General features: G+C 47.1%; 19 protein-coding genes and 1 pseudogene. 6 read left to right on the top strand and 14 right to left on the bottom strand.

Annotated features, from left to right (window positions below; translation table 11 throughout):
* Window positions 1-83: 83 nt before the first annotated feature.
* The 4 genes from ACX9NY_RS28120 to ACX9NY_RS28105 all read right to left on the bottom strand — a co-directional run bounded on the left by ACX9NY_RS28120 (window position 84) and on the right by ACX9NY_RS28105 (window position 2,878).
* On the bottom strand, window positions 84-992 hold the full coding sequence (locus tag ACX9NY_RS28120; RefSeq protein ID WP_342571087.1) for an aldo/keto reductase: 909 nt from the start codon (window positions 990-992) through the stop codon (window positions 84-86).
* A 181-nt stretch (window positions 993-1,173) separates the two neighbouring features.
* Window positions 1,174-1,344 (bottom strand): hypothetical protein, encoded by a 171-nt coding sequence (locus ACX9NY_RS28115; RefSeq protein ID WP_339237833.1) that lies wholly within the window; start codon window positions 1,342-1,344, stop codon window positions 1,174-1,176.
* 154 nt (window positions 1,345-1,498) lie between these two features.
* On the bottom strand, window positions 1,499-2,242 hold the full coding sequence (gene gpmA / locus ACX9NY_RS28110; protein WP_339237835.1) for a 2,3-diphosphoglycerate-dependent phosphoglycerate mutase: 744 nt from the start codon (window positions 2,240-2,242) through the stop codon (window positions 1,499-1,501).
* 63 nt (window positions 2,243-2,305) lie between these two features.
* Complete coding sequence (locus ACX9NY_RS28105) at window positions 2,306-2,878, bottom strand: DUF420 domain-containing protein (protein WP_017692198.1); 573 nt, start codon at window positions 2,876-2,878, stop codon at window positions 2,306-2,308.
* Window positions 2,879-3,253: 375 nt separating this feature from the next.
* On the opposite strand from ACX9NY_RS28105, the gene ACX9NY_RS28100 reads away from it, so the two are divergent.
* Window positions 3,254-4,444: a cation:proton antiporter gene (locus ACX9NY_RS28100; protein WP_339305591.1), complete on the top strand. Its 1,191-nt coding sequence runs from the start codon at window positions 3,254-3,256 to the stop codon at window positions 4,442-4,444.
* Between the two features lie 351 nt (window positions 4,445-4,795).
* Window positions 4,796-5,212: pseudogene (locus ACX9NY_RS28095) on the top strand (transcriptional regulator); the annotation flags it as partial.
* A gap of 306 nt (window positions 5,213-5,518) precedes the next feature.
* Here the strand turns inward: ACX9NY_RS28095 and ACX9NY_RS28090 are convergent.
* From ACX9NY_RS28090 to ACX9NY_RS28045, 10 genes are all read right to left on the bottom strand, one after another.
* Window positions 5,519-6,004, bottom strand: coding sequence for a DedA family protein (locus tag ACX9NY_RS28090; RefSeq protein WP_339237841.1), 486 nt, complete (start codon window positions 6,002-6,004; stop codon window positions 5,519-5,521).
* A 13-nt stretch (window positions 6,005-6,017) separates the two neighbouring features.
* Complete coding sequence (gene pssA, locus ACX9NY_RS28085) at window positions 6,018-6,563, bottom strand: CDP-diacylglycerol--serine O-phosphatidyltransferase (protein ID WP_253441014.1); 546 nt, start codon at window positions 6,561-6,563, stop codon at window positions 6,018-6,020.
* A gap of 21 nt (window positions 6,564-6,584) precedes the next feature.
* Window positions 6,585-8,333, bottom strand: coding sequence for a sensor histidine kinase (locus ACX9NY_RS28080; RefSeq protein WP_339237846.1), 1,749 nt, complete (start codon window positions 8,331-8,333; stop codon window positions 6,585-6,587).
* Window positions 8,330-9,010, bottom strand: coding sequence for a response regulator transcription factor (locus ACX9NY_RS28075; RefSeq protein ID WP_472476309.1), 681 nt, complete (start codon window positions 9,008-9,010; stop codon window positions 8,330-8,332). The genes ACX9NY_RS28080 and ACX9NY_RS28075 overlap by 4 nt, the downstream gene beginning before the upstream one ends.
* A gap of 251 nt (window positions 9,011-9,261) precedes the next feature.
* Entirely contained in the window at window positions 9,262-10,074 is an 813-nt protein-coding gene (thiD, locus tag ACX9NY_RS28070) for a bifunctional hydroxymethylpyrimidine kinase/phosphomethylpyrimidine kinase (RefSeq protein WP_278298228.1), read from the bottom strand.
* A 105-nt stretch (window positions 10,075-10,179) separates the two neighbouring features.
* Window positions 10,180-10,878: an ABC transporter permease gene (locus ACX9NY_RS28065; protein WP_472476307.1), complete on the bottom strand. Its 699-nt coding sequence runs from the start codon at window positions 10,876-10,878 to the stop codon at window positions 10,180-10,182.
* The gene (locus tag ACX9NY_RS28060) at window positions 10,871-11,794 is read right to left on the bottom strand and encodes an ABC transporter ATP-binding protein (RefSeq protein ID WP_339237853.1); all 924 of its coding nucleotides are present in this window, start codon (window positions 11,792-11,794) and stop codon (window positions 10,871-10,873) included. Before ACX9NY_RS28060 ends, ACX9NY_RS28065 begins: the two co-directional genes overlap by 8 nt.
* 126 nt (window positions 11,795-11,920) lie before the next feature.
* Window positions 11,921-12,853, bottom strand: a complete 933-nt coding sequence (locus ACX9NY_RS28055) for a sensor histidine kinase (RefSeq protein WP_472476305.1) — start codon at window positions 12,851-12,853, stop codon at window positions 11,921-11,923.
* The gene (locus ACX9NY_RS28050) at window positions 12,850-13,515 is read right to left on the bottom strand and encodes a response regulator transcription factor (protein WP_445252984.1); all 666 of its coding nucleotides are present in this window, start codon (window positions 13,513-13,515) and stop codon (window positions 12,850-12,852) included. The genes ACX9NY_RS28055 and ACX9NY_RS28050 overlap by 4 nt, the downstream gene beginning before the upstream one ends.
* 213 nt (window positions 13,516-13,728) lie before the next feature.
* Entirely contained in the window at window positions 13,729-14,574 is an 846-nt protein-coding gene (locus tag ACX9NY_RS28045) for a DegV family protein (RefSeq protein ID WP_339257478.1), read from the bottom strand.
* Between the two features lie 305 nt (window positions 14,575-14,879).
* Between ACX9NY_RS28045 and ACX9NY_RS28040 the strand changes: the two genes are divergently transcribed.
* The 4 genes from ACX9NY_RS28040 to ACX9NY_RS28025 all read left to right on the top strand — a co-directional run bounded on the left by ACX9NY_RS28040 (window position 14,880) and on the right by ACX9NY_RS28025 (window position 18,218).
* A complete protein-coding gene (locus ACX9NY_RS28040) occupies window positions 14,880-15,656 on the top strand; it encodes an ABC transporter permease (RefSeq protein ID WP_339237861.1) in 777 nt (258 codons plus the stop codon).
* Window positions 15,653-16,453 (top strand): ABC transporter permease, encoded by an 801-nt coding sequence (locus tag ACX9NY_RS28035; RefSeq protein WP_472476302.1) that lies wholly within the window; start codon window positions 15,653-15,655, stop codon window positions 16,451-16,453. The genes ACX9NY_RS28040 and ACX9NY_RS28035 overlap by 4 nt, the downstream gene beginning before the upstream one ends.
* Before the next feature lie 22 nt (window positions 16,454-16,475).
* Window positions 16,476-17,444 (top strand): ABC transporter ATP-binding protein, encoded by a 969-nt coding sequence (locus tag ACX9NY_RS28030; protein ID WP_339243212.1) that lies wholly within the window; start codon window positions 16,476-16,478, stop codon window positions 17,442-17,444.
* Between the two features lie 96 nt (window positions 17,445-17,540).
* Window positions 17,541-18,218 (top strand): M14 family metallopeptidase, encoded by a 678-nt coding sequence (locus ACX9NY_RS28025; protein ID WP_339257480.1) that lies wholly within the window; start codon window positions 17,541-17,543, stop codon window positions 18,216-18,218.
* Window positions 18,219-18,303 lie beyond the last annotated feature (85 nt).

Raw genomic sequence — 18,303 nt, 5'->3', positions numbered from 1 at the left:
TCTTCTCTCCCTTATATGTTGCTTTTAATGGCTGATCTTCATTGTACCTTGTATAGTTACAATTGAAAATAGGCTTAATGGCGTTAGCGATGCTGCTTGTATAGATTAGCGGGACTAAGCTCACGTATTTGCTGAATTTCTACGGTGGTAAGTGCAGGCGAATTCGAAGCGGCAATATTGTGCAGCAACTGGTCTCTCGAGCTAGCACCAGGGACAACGGCTGCAACCGCAGGATGGGATAACGCATACCGAATAGCCGTCTGAGCCATGCTGCGTTGGTCCGTAACAAGACGACTTAACCCTTGCCGAATGGTATATAGTTGCTCTGGCGTATAGTCCAGATAACCTTTGTCTGCCTTGGCAGATCCGGAATCGGCGAGCACACCGCTAGCTACGGGCCCACGGGCAATTACACTGATTCCCTTTTGTTCCAATAAAGGCAGCACCTCTTCTTCCGCTCTGCGGTCAGCAACACTGTACTGGTTCATCACACTGACGATGGATGCCCTCTTTACATACTCCCGAATCACATTAGGACGAATGGAGGAAATTCCGTAATATCGGATAAGTCCTTCCTTCTTCAGTTCCTCAAACGCTTCGATTGTCTCTTCGATGGGATCGTCCAATGTGCCGCCATGCAGCTGGTACAAATCAATGTAATCGGTCTGCAACCGCTTCAAGCTTTCATGTACAGCCTGCTTAATGTAGGCTTTGGATGGGTCCCAAGACCAGCCCTCTTTGCCGGGCAGACGACGATTTCCTACTTTGGTCGCCACAACGACTTGGTCCCGGCGCCCCTTAATAGCTTGTCCTACAATCTCTTCATTACGTCCTGCGTCGTAAAGATCGGCTGTATCCAACAGGTTGACCCCATGATCCAAAGCCTCATGAATCAGGCCCATTGCGGGTTCCATTTCGGTTCCAAGTGACATACATCCCAGCCCAATCTCCGACACCATCAGTTCGGATGTACCCAGACGATTTTTCTTCATACGTGCATCTCCCTCCATACGTTCTGCAAGTATCCATTGTATCATTCTTGCTGGTAAAAATCGCATTATAGATGAAAGCAAGGGGTTGCTCTCAGATTGCACAAAAAAACCTGGAATGACTTCATCTCCAGGTTTCTCATGATCATCATGTTCATTCAAACGAAAAACGAACGATCAAAATCTATTTCACTTCCACGCGTGGTCTGGATTGACTTGTTCCATTGGACGAATTGGAGCTTTTCATCATACCCGAGACCGTGCTGAACAGCTTATCTCTTGCTTGTTTGTTCCTCATCAGATAAGTCACACCTGCGCCGATCGCCGTCATAAGTATTCCTCTTCTTTTAGACATGTGCTTCTCCTCCTTCAGGATAAATGTACATCGTGTCTTGTTTGACAATTACCCTTTGGGAGCAAAACGAAACGAAGTACAGGCTTGATCACACAAAAAAAGATGACCTCCGAATCGTTCAGAGATCATCTTTCACGCCACATTTGCCGTCCGCTTAATCGGACGGTGTTGCCATATGGGTCATTTCTTCATGTTTGTAGGTTGAACCATCCGCGGTCAGATAAAAGTGTCCGAGGGGATGCAGGTTTTCGTCCAATTCATAGACAAGCGGAATGCCTGTCGGGATATTGAGCGCCACCACGTCTGCCTCGGACAATTGGTCCAGATGCATGACGAGTGAACGAAGCGTGTTACCGTGCGCAGAGATCAGCACTCTTTTGCCCGCAGATACCATCGGTTTAATCTCCGCATTCCAGTACTCCAGCACACGCTTGGATGTATCCATCAGGTTCTCTGTAACGGGGATGGTGCACCCGAGCCGCTTGTACTTGTCCAGATCCTGTACATATCGTTCATCGGTCTCATCCAATGCAGGGGGAGATACGTTAACGGAGCGTCTCCATTCCTTCACTTGGTCTTCCCCATACTTCAACGCAGTCTGCTGTTTATTCAGTCCTTGCAGCGCACCATAATGACGTTCATTCAGCTTCCAGGTCTTCGTAATGGGAATCCACATAAGGTCCATCTCATCGAGCGCAATATCCAGTGTACGGATGGAACGTTTCAAGACGGAGGCATAGGCATAATCAAAATCAAACCCTTGCTCCTTCATGATCTTCCCAGCTTTACGAGCTTCTCCGTAACCATCTGTTGTGAGATCGACATCCGTCCAACCCGTAAAACGATTCTCTACATTCCACATGCTCTGTCCATGACGAATTAAAACAACTCTGTACATAACCGTGAACCCTCCTTCCATGGAAACATTACCCTCAAGATGAGCAAGATATGCTTAATTACATTAATAATACGGTGCCATCATCAGGTATACAACGACGCCCGTGGAACTGACGTACAGCCAGATTGGCATCGTCCAACGTGCAATTTTGCGGTGTTTCTTCAATTGATTCGTCCAGCCCCACACAAGTGTGAACAACGCCAACGGAACGATCAGGGCTGCCAGTATACTATGGGTAATCAGAATGAAGAAATAGATGGAACGAATGATGCCCTCGCCGCCATATTTGGACGTCTCTGGTGAGAGGTAGTGAAACGTCAGATAGGTCACGAGGAATAAAAGTGTTGTTGAGAATGCAGCAAGAATAAATCGTTTGTGCAACTTCACATTCCGCTTGATAATAGCAATAAGCGCTGCGAGCAGGAAGATGAAGGTAAAGCTGTTAAACACGGCATTAAACCGTGGCAACACCGTAATATCAAAGGTCACATCACCTTTGTATCCAATGGACGGTGCGAAGAACAATAATAAAATAATGACATTAGCGAGAATGGAAATGGTAATAATGATGCCTGCGAAATTTTTATTGCTCGTCGGGGATGGAATGTTCGGCTCCCCTTTGTTATTTTTGCCCAATGCAAAATCCTCCTCATATCCTAACTTCTATGTTCTATATCATTATATCTCGGCAATTCCGGGCTGTTAAGTGACAACACTCTGAACAAAAACCGTTGCACTCCCCTATAAAATGCCCCTTTGCGGCTGTTTTCAATCAAATCCACAGCAGCTCCCATTTACCCATGCCTTTATTTGTGGTATAATTAATGCAATTAATCACATACGCGTTGAAACTGGAGGAGCCTGTCACCAAGGGCCCCTCTTTGTCTTTTTCAGGCACAGAACGGCACTTTTCCTAATGCCTTTCTGTGTCTTTTTGTTTTTGAAGCTGAGAATGGATAGCCCTTGGGCTGGTAATCCTATAAAACGCAACTGCTGGAGAGGAGCACACTTATGGAATTTGTTTTGGTTCTTGCACTTATTTTGATCTTCACCAAACTTGCGGGTGATTTGTCCGTTAGACTCGGTCAACCTTCTGTTTTAGGGAAACTGATCGTCGGTGTCATCCTCGGACCTGCGCTGCTTGGTTGGGTTCAACAGAGTGATTTCGTCCATTATATGGCCGAGATCGGGGTACTTCTTCTGATGTTTATTGCCGGACTTGAAACTGATCTGGAACAATTGAAGAAAAACTGGAAAGCAGCGTTTGCTGTTGCTGTAGGTGGTATCATTTTACCCTTCATTGGAGGTTATGGTTCTGCCATTGCTTTCGGAATGTCGCAAACGCATGCTCTGTTCTTTGGACTGTTGTTCTGTGCAACGTCTGTAAGCATTTCGGTTCAGACACTAAAAGACATGGATCAACTCAGCTCACGTGAGGGGACAACAATCCTTGGTGCAGCTGTCGTCGATGATGTCCTGGTCGTTGTCATTCTCGCTGTTATGATGAGCTTGCTAGGTACAGGCGGTGGAGATACTTCGATCTCTCTACTCATTGGTAAGAAGTTATTATTCTTTGTTATCATTATCGCTGCCAGCTGGTTCCTTGTTCCACGCATCATGAAGTGGATGGCACCATTGAAGGTAACGGAAACCGTTATTACTGCGGGACTGATCATTTGTTTCGGATTTTCCTACTTTGCGGAGTGGATGGGTGTTGCAGGAATTATTGGTGCTTTTGCAGCAGGTATTGCGATCTCTCAAACCAACTTCAAACATGAAGTTGAAACCAAACTTGAACCAATCGCCTACGGAATTTTTGTTCCGGTGTTCTTTGTCAGTATCGGCTTAAATGTGACCTTTGACGGGGTGGGTTCACAGATTTGGTTTATTGTTGTCATCAGTATAATTGCCATATTAACCAAACTTCTTGGTGGAGGAGCCGGTGCACGTCTTACCGGATTTGATCGTACGTCATCCTTGGCTATTGGATCAGGAATGATCTCTAGAGGAGAGGTTGCACTCATTATCGCGTCAACGGGCCTTGCTTCCGGATTGCTTGATTCGGAGTACTTTACCAGCGTCGTGATCATGGTTATCGTGACCACATTGGTTACGCCTCCTCTGCTCAAAATTACCTTTGCTCGCAAAAAGGGTGAAAAGCGAGTCGAAAAAGGAATTGAAGAATCATATTTGAATGGGTAAGGGAACGTCGCAGGCCAAAACTTAACCTTAAAAATTTAAAGTTCGCTCGTACATTAAGACACGTTCTTACACGTTCAAAGTGTAGCACTTATCAGATCCGATTTGGCTTTCAGACTAAGGGCTGAGATACGGTCTAGTTGAAAGGTATTGAAATCATTCCGTATTTGAAGCTATACTTGATTTAGAAAAGCAATATATCGGTCGTGAAGCACACGCCGCTTTGATCTATTCTTCCCCTTCGACATGAAGGTTGGAGAGGGTCAGAGCGGCTTTTTGTATTTTCACATAACGACTTGAAGCACTATTCACGTTCGTTTTAATTTATTTTATTTTTAGAGGAGATGAAAGACGATGAGCATTGATTTTGACGAGGCTTATGAAGTTTGGATGCACTCCCTTTTGGAGAAGGAGACGAACCCCCGAGTGCTTTCCAGAATAGAAAATGGACTGGAACATAGCACATTGGAATTTTTGCGTTCCGTTTGGTTTCCAGTGATGAAAAACTTTAACCATCTGCAACCCGAATGGGAGGTTCGTGATTTTCATAACGGCTATCGGTATCTGGATCTTGCTTACCTGCCAGGAAACGGTATCAAAGGGGGGATTGAGATTCAAGGTTACGGGCCACATGCTCGTGATCTGGATGTACGGCGTTTCAAAGATTTATGCTGGCGACATTGTCTGCTGACGTTGGATGATTGGATTTTTCTGCCGATCGCGTATCTCTCCATTAAGGATGAACCGAAACGGTGCCAGCAGCTAGTGCTGGGGCGTCAGATCCTTGCTTTACTACCGAGTTACATGCAGTTACATTGAGATTTACACGAACTATTACACGAAGAGTTACACGGAGGAGTATACGAAGAATTAATCAGAGAAATAGCTGGATTAGCTCTGAACTTGAACTGCCTGCAATAGCTTATGGGATAGTCTACAGTTCCGAGAAGTAAGTTACTTGAAGTTGATTAAATTACTTAGAAGAGGCCTCCCATCCTACACAGAAAACAAAAAAAGACCACCTTACACTCAAGAGGTCTTCCATCTATGCCCGTTCTAACAGCAGGCTGTCCCATTTTAAGTTAACACGCCAACATAAAAACCAATTGAAATAAAGACAGCACACCATACAAATGCGCCGATGCTGGATACCACTACATATCTGCCAATCGCCATACGACTAATCCCGGAGAAACAGCACATCAGATGACGTATGCCTGGAATGAAATAACCCAGGATGATGGACCAATACCCATATTTGAGAAACCATGACTCCACCCTGCCAAATCGTTTGGCATTCACGCCGACCCACTTGCCGTATTTTTCAATCAGTGGTCGGCCGGCCTTCTTACCAATCGTATAGCTGAGCAGCCCTCCGGTAAATGCGCCACCGAAACTGACGGCGATGGATACCGAGTAATTCAATACCGAGATGGAGGCGAGATAACCGACAAAGGTCATCATCACCTCATCCGGAATCGGCATCCCGATAACGCCAAGAGCCAGTAGTCCGTATATTGCGAAATAACCATATTGACCAATAAATTCTTTTGCAAATTCCATACTGACTCGCTCCTTATTTCGGTTCCACAATATCCTTCTCATGTGAGGCTAGCACTTGTTTTAGAGACGGGAATCGGATTTGGCTCACCATGAGACCGGATAATACAATAATGACAAGATAGGCTACACCGTGTGTGAAATAAGGACTCCAGAGGGCGAAAAAGGACATCAGACCTCCGGCAAATGTAATCGGCATCCCGACAAAACCGCTACTTGCTGTCTTCTGACAGTTATAACGGGCCAAGCGCAATGCACCGCAAACCGGAAACAATGCGGTCAGTGCCATTCCCAGCACACTCACTTCATTCATGGAGTTCAGGTACAGAATCAGCACAGGGGCTGTTCCGAATGAAACTACATCCGCAAGCGAGTCCAGGGCTTTCCCGAACTCACCCTCACAGTGCAATTTGCGGGCTGCATAGCCGTCAAACAGATCAAAGAACATCGCTACCCATATCATCATCACAGCCAGGGCAAATTCACCATGAATAGCCATAATGACTGCCAGCATGCCTGAACTCAGATTCCCCAAGGTTAAAATCGATGGTAAAGACTTCATAAGAGTTGACTCCCTTTCGTACTAGGCTTTAGGAAAAATAATATAAAAACGGACTCCATCCGGTGTATTCTCCACTCCATAATTGCACCCATGCAGATCGAGAATCTGCTTCGCAATGGCCAGACCGAGCCCGGTTCCCCCCATTTTGCGATTACGTGAGCGCTCGACCCGATAGAACCTCTCCCATATATACTGACGCTCAGCTTCAGCAATGTGCTCGCCCTTGTTCTCAATGGAAATATGGACAAAACCTTCACGCCTGCTGATCTCAATAGTTATATCGGTATGCGGTATCGCATGACGTATAGCATTCATCATGATATTGAAAATAACTTGCTCCAGCTTGCTGCGGTCACCTTCAACCGTCTGTTCTGTTGTGGATACAAGCACCACATCCAAACCTTTATCCTTCAGTTGCGGACCCAGACGGCCGGCGATATCTTCAATCATGTCAGCTAGTGCAACAGCATCCGTATTCAATTGAACCGCTGAGGATTCCAGTCGCACCAGATCCAGCATCTCTTCAACCATCGTTTCCATCTTGATCGCCTCATCGGCAATGATCTCAATGTAGCGCTCCCGCTTGCTCTCACTCACGCCGTCCTTCAGCCCTTCGGAATATCCCTTAATAATGCTGATTGGTGTCTTGAGTTCATGGGATGCATCGGCAAAAAACTTGCGCTGACGCTGTTCAATCTGCTGCTTCATTTCCATATCCGTACGCATCTGTGTGTTGGCCTGCCTCAGCTCTTCGAGTGTCTGACCCAATGTCCCCGATAAAGCATTAAGGCTGTTAGACAGACTGCCGATTTCATCGTTACGCCGGATGGGTGATTTCACCGTGAAATCCAGCGTAGACATTTTCTTGGCAACATGGTTCAAGGCCAAGAGCGGCTTCGTTACAATTCGGGACAGGAGCAACGCCAGCAACAGAATCAATATAAATGCCCCAATGCCAAAATATGCATAGAACAAACGTGTTGCCTCATTTGCTTCCCTCATCTCCTGTAGAGAGGTGAGTGAGAAAATCAGTTGCTGCTCAGGTCCAGAACGATGCACTGGAGCAATAGTGATGACATTGCGAACACCACTCCAGCTATCCATCCATTCTTCATTGAGCATTTTGCCATTGGCCAACGCAAGTTGGTCTTCCGTAGACAAAGGGAACCGGCTATCCAGTGCCTGCACCAACAATCCCTGCCTCTGACTCCATGTTGCCAGATTAGGAAGAACCACCTCGGTCAGTACGCCTGACCATTCCTTTACCGGTTCAATGGATTCCTGAAAGCTTTCTGTTCCCCATGCAGCAGAAGTGGCATCCTGGATTTTGTATGGATAGACCATGGACCCGCTGGCTGGGCCTTTCACCGTGAGTTCCTGCCCATATTTCAGATGAGATGTAATCCAGCCAGCATTCTCACTATTGATAAACAAGGACAAGGACACCTTCACGTGACTCCCATCCTGCTGTAACAACGTAATATGGAACGGGTCATTAACCAGTCTTCCGGTATTGGTCAGAATCACCAGATGTGACTGATTCTGACGCATGAACTTACCGGTTTCCTTGGCTAGCTGCAGATCACTCCAATGGCCATTGGAGTATTGCTGTTCGAACTTGGACAGCTTTTTCTTCATACTGCTGACCTTCTGATGCTGATAGAAGTCCGGGAACCAGACCAACTGGGCAAATACCGTTGTTCCATATAGAAGAACCAGACATCCTGCCATGACCAGGAAAAGCTTCATCGTTACGCCATTTCTTCTCATGCTTCTGCCTCGAAACGATATCCGGTGCCAATCACCGTCCGGATACACTTGGCTTCATCACCTAATTTGCCGCGCAGCTTCTTGATATGAGTATCCACAACACGTGAGTCTCCTTCAAAATCAAATCCCCAGATCCGATTCAAAATGGCATCTCGGGACAACACAATTCCTGCATTTCGCACCAAATAAAGCAACAGGTCATATTCCTTTGGCGCAAGCTCGACTTCAATTCCGTCCTTCTCCAGCCGCCGAGCCCATGGATCAAGCGTTACCTGTCCGAAGCGAATGACACCTTGCTCTCGTCCAACTGCGCCTTCAACACGCTTCATTAATGTCTCTGCACGTGCAACCAGCACACGTGGGCTAAACGGCTTGGTGACGTAATCGTCTACGCCCAGCTGAAATCCATGAATTTTATCGTCATCCTCGGACCGTGCAGTCAGCATGATAATAGGTACGGTGGATTGGGATCGAATATGCTCACATAACGTCCATCCATCCATTTCCGGCATCAAAACATCCAAAATGACCAGATCCACCTCATGCAGAGCCAACAGTTCCAATGCGTGTACTCCATGTTCTGCTTCTATAACGTTCCAATGTTCTTTTATGAAATAATCGGCCACAATCTCACGAATGCGGCTTTCATCTTCCACCAGAAGCACTGTTCTGATCATGGCCGACTCTCCTTTTTAGATTTCTGATGATAACATACCTATTCCATGTGTCGTTCATGTGTCCAGACATGTTTTGGAATGAACTCCATGATATATACGATTAATATAAGCCAAAAGTTACTAATTTTTATCAAAATTCGCACAAAAAAGAAGCCGTCAACGAGCAAGCTCTTGCTCATTGACAGCTACTTGGATGAAATCGACGTGTGTTATCCAGAATTGAAGCGCTACTGCGCGCTCACAGGTAACACTTAGCGTTGTTGCTCCAGACGGTGTGCCACATGCAGTGTAGGACCAACAAAACGATTCAACGGGAATCCGCCGGCAATCGCTTTAGTCACGAAGGCTTTACCTTCACGAACAGCCTCTTTCACTGAAAGACCACGAGCCAAGCCTGCGGTAATCGCCGCAGACGTAGTGCAGCCCGCACCATGCGTATATCCAGAGCCGACAACATCGGCTTCAAACCATTCGTAGTTGGTTCCATCATAGAGTAGATCCATTGCTTTACCCGGGCTAATTACACCTCTGTCCTTGATCAGAACATGTTTCGAGCCATGGGCATGAATGGTTGCTGCTGCTGCTTCCATCTGTTCCTTGGAACGAATCGGTCCACTTTTCGCCAGTTGAGATGCTTCGAACAGATTAGGTGTAACCAGATCCGCACCTGGCAACAGGAATTCGATCATCGCTTCCGTATTTTCAGGTTGCAGCACTTCATCTGTACCTTTGCAGACCATCACGGGATCAATAACGATCTGTGGCAGGCCACTGCGGCGAATATGTTTTGCCACCAATTCAATAATATCTACAGAACCGAGCATGCCTGTCTTCATGGCATCAAAACCGATGCCGTCCAGAACCGTGCGAAGCTGGGCTTCAACCACATTTAATTCCACAGGAAAGACCTGGTGATCCCATGTATCGGGCTCCATCGCCACAACTGTAGTCAGTACGGTCATACCATACACACCCAGCTCCTGGAAAGTTTTCAAATCAGCTTGAATCCCTGCACCGCCGCTCGTGTCCGAACCAGCTATTGTTAATGTTTTTGGAATCGTCATGATCGTTGCATTCTCCTTCGTGTCTCAGTTGACATTATCCTATCCCTTGTACGAGCGGATGTCAATGGCATCTGAAGCCACACGGAGCATGGTTTTCAGGATGATTCAGTTCACATCTTTGGTCTCCAGACGAAACATGGACAACGAAGCAATCCATATCCCTACAGCTCCAAGGGTCAGAGGGATAATAATCAGTGAATGAATGGAATACTCCGACCCGTTAAATCCGGAGCAGACAATCAACACCAGCAGAAGGGAAGAGGTCATTGTAGTTGTAACTGAATGCTTACGCATACCAAAGAATAAGGGAATGAGTGCCATGCTGGCTGCCGATAAGGAACTAATACCATACTTCAACAGAAATCCCAACGTATCCTGATATGTCAACGAGCCAGGAATGAAAGCGTAGAATTGATTAGCAATCAACAGCAGTGAGCCCATCAACAGTTCTGTAACCATAATCATCACAAAGGTGAAAAGAAACACGATAATCAATTTGGCTGCAATGATTTTATGACGCTGGATTGGATAGGTGAACATCACATTCATCGTTTTATTTCGATACTCACTGATCACCAGCTTGGATAATAAAGCTCCTGCGAACACGATAAAGGTTGCCCTCACAAACGTATCAATAATCATAAAGGCCATCTGATAATCGGCATAGGCATAATCGTCTGCTCCAATATCCACAAATCCTATCATAATCAGAAAAAGAAGAATGCCCACATTGGCAATACCTGCAGCTGCAAAATTCCGCGAAAAGCGGTGCTTCCGCATCTCAAGCCTGATCAGTTTAAGCAACGTCATCATCCCCTTTCACAAGCTTCATGAAGTGTTCCTCAAGGGAATGAGCCCGTTTGGATAAGGATTCGATCTCAATGTCATACTGGATCAGCTTGGTGTTTAGTTCCGAAGGAATGATTCCCGGATCATAAATGCGTACCGTGTGGTCATCGACCAATTTATAATTACTCAAACCAAGTTGATGTTCAATGACATAGGTCGCTTTGCGGATATCTACCGCCTGTAGCTCAATGTACTCATTTTGACTTCCCCGAATGCTCTCCATTGATACTTCTTCGACCAAGCGACCACCGCGAATGACACCAACCGTGTCGGCAATCTGCTCTATCTCGCCAAGGATGTGACTTGAGACCAACAGGGTGATGCGATACTCGTTGCTAAGGCGCTTGAACAAATCTCGCATTTCCCGGATCCCTACAGGGTCCAATCCGTTGATCGGTTCATCCAGAATGAGCAGTTCAGGTGTGGTTATGAGTGCACGAGCCAGTCCGAGCCTCTGCTTCATGCCCAGGGAGAAGTCCTTGACCGATTTCTTGCCCGTATCCTTCAACCCTACCATCTCCATCGTGTTGTCGATGATCTTTTTGTTGTAGAATCCCATGTATTCACAGTGAAGCTCCAGATTCTCGCGAGCAGACAGTCTATCATAGAAAAAAGGATATTCAATAATGCTCCCCATTCGCTTCAGCACTTCATAGGAGGTCGGCGTAAGCTTCTCCCCAAACAATTCAATCTCCCCTGAGGTGGGTTTGACGAGATTGGTCAGCATCTTCATGATGGTTGTTTTCCCTGCACCATTCGGACCGAGAAACCCATAGATCTCACCTTGCTTAATACTCATATTGACGTTGGATACAACCTCTGCCCCTTCATATACTTTGGTCACATCTATCGTTCGTGCGATATAATTCATCGTCTTGTTCTCCTTTACGTCCCCTGTCCGGGTTCCTATATCTGTATTGTAAAGAGAAAAGTCTGCTTTTTTATTAATCAAATCTTACAAAAACCTTAAGCTTGCCCGATAACACCAAAAACAGCTCTACCAAGCCTTGAAGGTCACTGAAAATACAGTCCGTTGATGTGGCACACTATGTAAATGAATGCTTCCACCCATCCGCTCAACTAACCGCTTCGTGATCGTTAGACCAAGACCGCTGCCCTGATAGAGTCGATTACGGGAATCCTCCAGCGTATACATGCGTTCGAACACACGATTATGCTCACTTTCCGGAATCCCCTTGCCTTGATCCCAGATCTGCAGCGTAACATGTCCATCTGTCGATCGTTCAATTGATAGACCCAACACCTTACCCTCTGCTCCATATTTCATCCCATTGGTAATCAGATTATCCAACACTCGGTCCAGAGCTTCTTCATTCGCTTGCACGAAGATATCCCCCTCAGGTATCTCCAACTGAACGTGCAACCCGAGCTTCGTCAACATTTCATAAAAGGAGAGCATCTTCACGCGGCTTAATTCGCTTATATTCACCCGACTAAGCACCAGCTCCGTGTCTCCGGATTCCAGCTTCGCCAAGTCAAAAAAGGAATGGATCAAACGCAAAACTTCCTGCGCCTTATCCTGGATTTTCTCCGTCATAATCTTCCGTTCCTGATCGGTCAGTGATGAACTGTGCAGCAAGGTCTCACTGTAACCCAGCACAACTGTGAGCGGCGTTTTCAGGTCATGTGAAATGTTGGAAAGCATATTGCGCATTTCCTTCTCCTGATTCGTATAACCGGCCTTAGCGCGATGCGCATGGTCCAACAGCTGGTTCATGTCTTTCAGAAGCTGGCTAACCTGCTCATCACTGTTGAATACAAGCAAACGCTCAAAGGTGCCTTGATCCAGAATTGCGGATATTTTCTCATGAATATAGGACAGGTGTTGGCTGCGTTTCCGCAATCTCATCCACAATCCAATGACCATAATGGCTAGAATACCTGTTGTGATAGCAAAAATCAGTGTCATGTCTGCTCCGCCTCCAGCTTATATCCGATGCCCCAGAGTGTCTTGATATACTGGGGATCTGAAGGATCAGCCTCCAGTTTCTCACGCAGACGACGCATATGTACGTTAATGATATTTTCGTCCCCATAGTAATGATCATCCCAGACCGAGGCGTAGATCTGGGCCTTGGTGAACACTTTGCCCGGATGGGTGACCAATAGCTTCAGAATGCCAAACTCCTTGGAGGTTAGCTTGACGGGTGTACCTTCACGCTCCACCTCGTACGTCTCCATGTCGACAACAAGTCCTCCAATGTGAATACGCTGATCTTTAGCCACTTCTGCCACAGGCTGAGCGGTATAATTGGCGCGACGAATGGCAGCTTTAATGCGGGCGGTCAGTTCGATTAACGAGAAAGGTTTGCTCAAGTAATCATCTGCGCCGAAGCCCAGACCGAGCGCTTTATCCACCTCCCCATCCTTCGCAGACAGAATGAGCACAGGCACCAAACTCACTGCCCGAATGGTTTGCAGTACATCCATCCCACTCTTGCGAGGGAGCATCAGGTCCAGAATAACCAGATCATATCCAGGTTGTGACTGGCTGAACTGGCGTTCTGCTTCTAAGCCGTCATATGCATACGTGACGTCGTAGCCCTCTTTTTTCAGATAAGGTCCGACCATTTCACTAATGGAACGATCATCTTCAACAAACAACAAGCGGTGACTTGACACGTGTTTCCCTCCAACATGAACATTTTTTCCTATATTACCTCACAGTTTGGTTGAATTGGCAATGACATACGAAAAAACCTGACAGGAAGTACACTTCGATATAAAGTGTGTTTTCCTGCCAGGTCTATGAGCGTTTATAGATGAATGCTTGTTCGTTTAATCTCAATATCCGTTCTCGCTGTGTATCCAGCATAGTCCAATGGTTCCTGCACCTGCATGGATACTCACCACAGGGATGAACGGCATGATTTCGGTCTTTAGTTTGGGGAGCAGATTGGCAATCTGCTTCTTGATCGTGACGGCTTCTTCCTGATTGTTCGCATGCATAATGCATACATGCTTTACTTTCTCCATATCCAGCTTAAGCATATCCAACATGCGATCTTTCGTTCGCTTGAACGTGCGAATCTTCTCATTCACAACTACTTTGCCCTCTTCAAATCGTAGCAGCAGATGGATCTTGAGCAGTTGACTGATGATCAGCTGTGTGCCGGATACCCGGCCACTGCGATGAAGATGCTGAAGGCTCGCTGGTATGAGGTAAAAGGACATGTTATCAATCATTTGTTCAATATTTACTTTGATCTCGGAAGCCGAACATCCCTGCTTCTGCCATTCTAATCCTTTCATAACCATCTCACGAAGAGGATAGGCACCTGCCTTTGAATCAATTGCGGTCACCGTCACTCCTGCAATCTCTGCAGCCTGCATGGACGTATGCAGCGTTCCGCTAAGCGCTGTAGAGCAATGAATCGTAATAATCTCATCGTACTTGTCTTTGAGCGATTCATACAGTTCAATGAACTCGCCAATAGGTGGCTGCGAACTGCTCGCACGTGAAGCCTCCGCAAGTTTCTCATAGAACATTTCAGATGTAATGTCATCGGTTTCCCGGTAACATTCCTCTCCAAATACGATGCGCAGCGGTACGATGTAGATATGATTTTGCTCCGCAAAAACGGGATCCAGTGTACTGGTACTATCGGTGACCCATGCAATTTTCTTCATGACATCCTTCTCTCTTGCCGGATTGTTCGTTCTGTATCCTCAATCGTCAGGCACAAGCCCGGCGGTTTATTTAAAATTTGAATATTTTACATTGTAAACGTTTGCGATACTGCCCCTCAATTATAAATGACTGGACAGACCGTTGTCTTGTGGCGCAATCATGAACGCCCCTATTAATCCCATTATTAGCTAAAAAAATGTCTTGCCTGTGAAGGAATAAATTGGTATGCTGTTGTCCTTCTCTCTTTTTCGCCTTGACTGAAGTGAACGGAAACGCCGTTCAATCCACTTATCGGAGGTGTCACATGCTTTATTTCACTCTGGCTTCCAAAGCCTACTCCCGGAATCTGCAATACCGCGGGGCACACATGGTACATAACTTGGCAAGCGCCATGTTTGGTTACATGTATGCCTGCCTCTGGATCGGCATCGGGGCCGACCATACGCTCGGGGAATACGGGACACAGGGGATGATCAGTTACATTGCATTCACGCAATCTTCTCTCTGGATCTCGGGTTTTCTCACGAATGGATTGGGGATTCCCCTATCCGTCAGGACAGGGCAGATTGCACTGGATCTGATGAGGCCTGTTCATCTGTTCACCCACCTGATGGCGCGCGAATGGGGGCAGATTGCCTACCAGTTCGTGTACAAAAGTATTCCAATCTACCTGCTCTTCTCCATTGTCTTTTCCCTGCATTGGCCCTCAGACGTTTCAACACTTGGTTATGCTGCACTTGGTCTTGCCGGCGCCGCATACTTGTCCATCTGTATGAACTACATCATTGGTGTCACGTCGATGTGGACCACAGAGTCCTCCTGGCTTCACTGGGGCAATCACGCGATGATGAATCTGCTGGCTGGTTTTTTCATTCCGCTGGAATGGCTGCCGAACTGGCTTGAACAACTTGCCTGGATATCCCCCTACCCATTCCTTCTCTATGTACCTACCCGAATCTATCTTGGTTTCGAAGATGGCTCCTTGTTATGGGGAACCTTGCTTTGGTGCGTCTTTATGACGTTGATTTGTCTTGTGATCACCCAAGTGTTACGTCGTAAAGTGGAGGTGCAGGGCGGATGAAGCGAACTTCCTGGTTCCATTTATATAAAATGCTCATTCGAACAAGCATCCGCAGCCGGATGCAATACAAGTTCAATTTCATCATGGCGTCCGTACTGGCCGCTTTAATTCAGATCTCCGAGTTCCTGATGGTTGCTCTTGTACTGCACCGATTCGGTGCAATTAAGGGCTGGTCCCTCCATGAGATCGGTTATCTCTTTGCGATCATGACGTTATCCAAAACACTGTATCGGACATTCGGCAATGAGGTGCATCATCTGGAAAAATATCTGGTTAATGGTGAGCTTGATCAACTGTTAACACGTCCCATGCCCATATTGCTGGCACTGCTGCCGCAAAACTTCCGCATCATGGCTGGAGAAGTCCTACAAGGCGGATTCATTCTCTGCTGGTCTTTGACAGGCATGATGCACAGCGGACAGATCGGCTGGATCGCCATTCCCTTCTCCCTGCTCATTATTCTGACGGGAGCAGTCATTCTCTTTTCTATCGGACTCGCGACTGCCACACTCGGATTCTGGACCACACGCATCGAGGAATTACAGACGATTACTGAAGATGCAGCACGAACGGCTGCCCAATATCCGCTAACGTTATATCCCAAATGGATGTCTGGCATTCTGCTAACGGTGATTCCCGTAGGGTTCGTCAACTATATCCCATCACTCTATCTACTGCGGGGTGAAGGAGGAGCGTGGATTCTTATTGTTGTTGCGGCGGTTGCCTTACTGAGCTTGGCTGCAAGTCTGCGTTTCTGGCAATTCGGCTTGACCAAATATCAAAGTACAGGTAGCTAAGGAGGCGAAAAGAATTATGAACATGATCACAGCACGACATCTGCAAAAGGAATTCAAAACTCCTGTTATTCGCGAAGGACGTTTCTCCGGATTACGTACATTATTTTCACGTGAGACTGTGTCCAAGGAAGCAGTATGCGATATCAGTTTTGATATCGGCCCAGGTGAGTTTGTAGGTTACATCGGTCCAAACGGGGCCGGCAAATCTACAACGATCAAAATGCTGACAGGTATCCTGCACCCCACCTCGGGCGAGGTAAGGCTTGACGGTATGAACCCGCATCTGGACAGGCGCAGAACCGTGGGTAGACTCGGCGTTGTATTTGGCCAGCGCAGCCAGCTCTGGTGGGATCTGCCTGTGAAAGATTCATATGATATTCTGGCCGAGATGTACGGCGTCCGGACCGAAGACAAAAAGAAACGGCTGTCCCAGTTCGCCGAGCTGCTGGACCTTGAATCGTTCTGGGCCACGCCTGTCCGCAAGCTCTCGCTTGGACAACGCATGCGTGCGGATCTCGCAGCTTCCATGCTGCATGATCCCGAACTGCTTTTTCTCGATGAACCCACGATTGGACTGGATGTGAACGCCAAACGGAACATACGCCAATTTCTACGTACATTAAATGAGGAGTTTGGCAAAACGATTTTGCTGACCACCCATGACATGGACGACATCGAACAGTTATGCAGCCGGGTCATGGTGATCAACCATGGTCAGCTTACATATGACGGCTCGATCCCTTCTCTGCGTGACACTATCGGTCTGCCGACACTTATCCGAGTTACGTATCGGGGTTCATTTCTTATGCCTGATACCATACCGTCCGCCATTCAGATCACAGCAGTGGAAGGGCAGATTGTCACTGTGGAAGTTAACCGGAAGGAATGGAGAACGATGGACATTCTGAAGCAACTTGAACAATGGGGTGAGATTGAAGATGTGGAGATGAAGGAACCCGACTTCGAAGATATCATCCACCGGGTGTATTAGTTGGCCCATTTTGTGAGAAAATAGGATGAAGACCTGTTCTCACGCCGTTACATGAAAGAGGGACATAGCGTACTGTACTAATGGAGGTGAAGCGTCATGCTTGTGACCAAACATGTCCTGGCAGCATCCAGTGTACACGCCACTCCCTATTTCATCGTACGTGGCATGATGCCTGGACCGGTAATGTTTATTACATCCGGGGTTCACGGGAACGAAACGGCGAGCATGGCTGCTGCGCAAAAACTCGCAGATGATTGTGCGACTGGTCGCCACAGCATTCGGCGAGGGCTGTTAATTATCGTGCCACGTGTGAACCAGCAAGCCTACGCCAAGAAAATCAGAGGCAAGCCAGATCTGAATCGTACGTTTCCACGCCGTATGTCAGGCAAGGCCAAGCATCCGCTCGCTGCGGCAGTTTTTCGTTTGGCGCGTGAACATCGGGCCGATTGGTGGCTTGATCTGCATGAAGCCAATGGCCTGTCTCAACTGAGTTCCCGAGTGCTTGGACAGACGTTGATCACCAATCCCGGCAGTCGCACCATTCCAGCTTGCAGGAAAGTTATTGAACGGATGAATCGGTCGATTGCCATTCGTGATCGTCATTTTAACCTGAAGCAGCATGAATTGCCGGGATCTGCACGTACAGCGGCTTCAAGAGTACTACAAGCCCGTTCTGTTACCGTGGAGACCTGCTGGAGTCTGAAGCGCGCGACCCGTATCAAGTATCAGACGGAGATTGTGCACCATTTTCTGCGTGAAGCGGGCATGTCATGATTAAGACCATTAAGATAGAGATAAAATAAACCTCGAACAGAGCGTGCCCGAAGTACATCTTAAGGCGCTCTTTGTCCGAGGTTTT

The organism is Paenibacillus sp. CB74, assembly GCF_055687625.1.
This window is presented reverse-complemented; position numbering and strand designations above follow the sequence as displayed.

What these genes read in the sequence shown, in the direction of transcription:
- ACX9NY_RS28120 (WP_342571087.1), bottom strand. Translation starts at nt 992, where the DNA reads ATGAAGAAAAATCGTCTGGGTACATCCGAACTGATGGTGTCGGAGATT.
- ACX9NY_RS28115 (WP_339237833.1), bottom strand. Translation starts at nt 1,344, where the DNA reads ATGTCTAAAAGAAGAGGAATACTTATGACGGCGATCGGCGCAGGTGTG.
- gpmA (WP_339237835.1), bottom strand. Translation starts at nt 2,242, where the DNA reads ATGTACAGAGTTGTTTTAATTCGTCATGGACAGAGCATGTGGAATGTA.
- ACX9NY_RS28100 (WP_339305591.1), top strand. Translation starts at nt 3,254, where the DNA reads ATGGAATTTGTTTTGGTTCTTGCACTTATTTTGATCTTCACCAAACTT.
- ACX9NY_RS28090 (WP_339237841.1), bottom strand. Translation starts at nt 6,004, where the DNA reads ATGGAATTTGCAAAAGAATTTATTGGTCAATATGGTTATTTCGCAATA.
- pssA (WP_253441014.1), bottom strand. Translation starts at nt 6,563, where the DNA reads ATGAAGTCTTTACCATCGATTTTAACCTTGGGGAATCTGAGTTCAGGC.
- ACX9NY_RS28080 (WP_339237846.1), bottom strand. Translation starts at nt 8,333, where the DNA reads ATGAGAAGAAATGGCGTAACGATGAAGCTTTTCCTGGTCATGGCAGGA.
- ACX9NY_RS28075 (WP_472476309.1), bottom strand. Translation starts at nt 9,010, where the DNA reads ATGATCAGAACAGTGCTTCTGGTGGAAGATGAAAGCCGCATTCGTGAG.
- thiD (WP_278298228.1), bottom strand. Translation starts at nt 10,074, where the DNA reads ATGACGATTCCAAAAACATTAACAATAGCTGGTTCGGACACGAGCGGC.
- ACX9NY_RS28060 (WP_339237853.1), bottom strand. Translation starts at nt 11,794, where the DNA reads ATGAATTATATCGCACGAACGATAGATGTGACCAAAGTATATGAAGGG.
- ACX9NY_RS28055 (WP_472476305.1), bottom strand. Translation starts at nt 12,853, where the DNA reads ATGACACTGATTTTTGCTATCACAACAGGTATTCTAGCCATTATGGTC.
- ACX9NY_RS28050 (WP_445252984.1), bottom strand. Translation starts at nt 13,515, where the DNA reads ATGGTCGGACCTTATCTGAAAAAAGAGGGCTACGACGTCACGTATGCA.
- ACX9NY_RS28045 (WP_339257478.1), bottom strand. Translation starts at nt 14,574, where the DNA reads ATGAAGAAAATTGCATGGGTCACCGATAGTACCAGTACACTGGATCCC.
- ACX9NY_RS28040 (WP_339237861.1), top strand. Translation starts at nt 14,880, where the DNA reads ATGCTTTATTTCACTCTGGCTTCCAAAGCCTACTCCCGGAATCTGCAA.
- ACX9NY_RS28035 (WP_472476302.1), top strand. Translation starts at nt 15,653, where the DNA reads ATGAAGCGAACTTCCTGGTTCCATTTATATAAAATGCTCATTCGAACA.
- ACX9NY_RS28030 (WP_339243212.1), top strand. Translation starts at nt 16,476, where the DNA reads ATGATCACAGCACGACATCTGCAAAAGGAATTCAAAACTCCTGTTATT.
- ACX9NY_RS28025 (WP_339257480.1), top strand. Translation starts at nt 17,541, where the DNA reads ATGCTTGTGACCAAACATGTCCTGGCAGCATCCAGTGTACACGCCACT.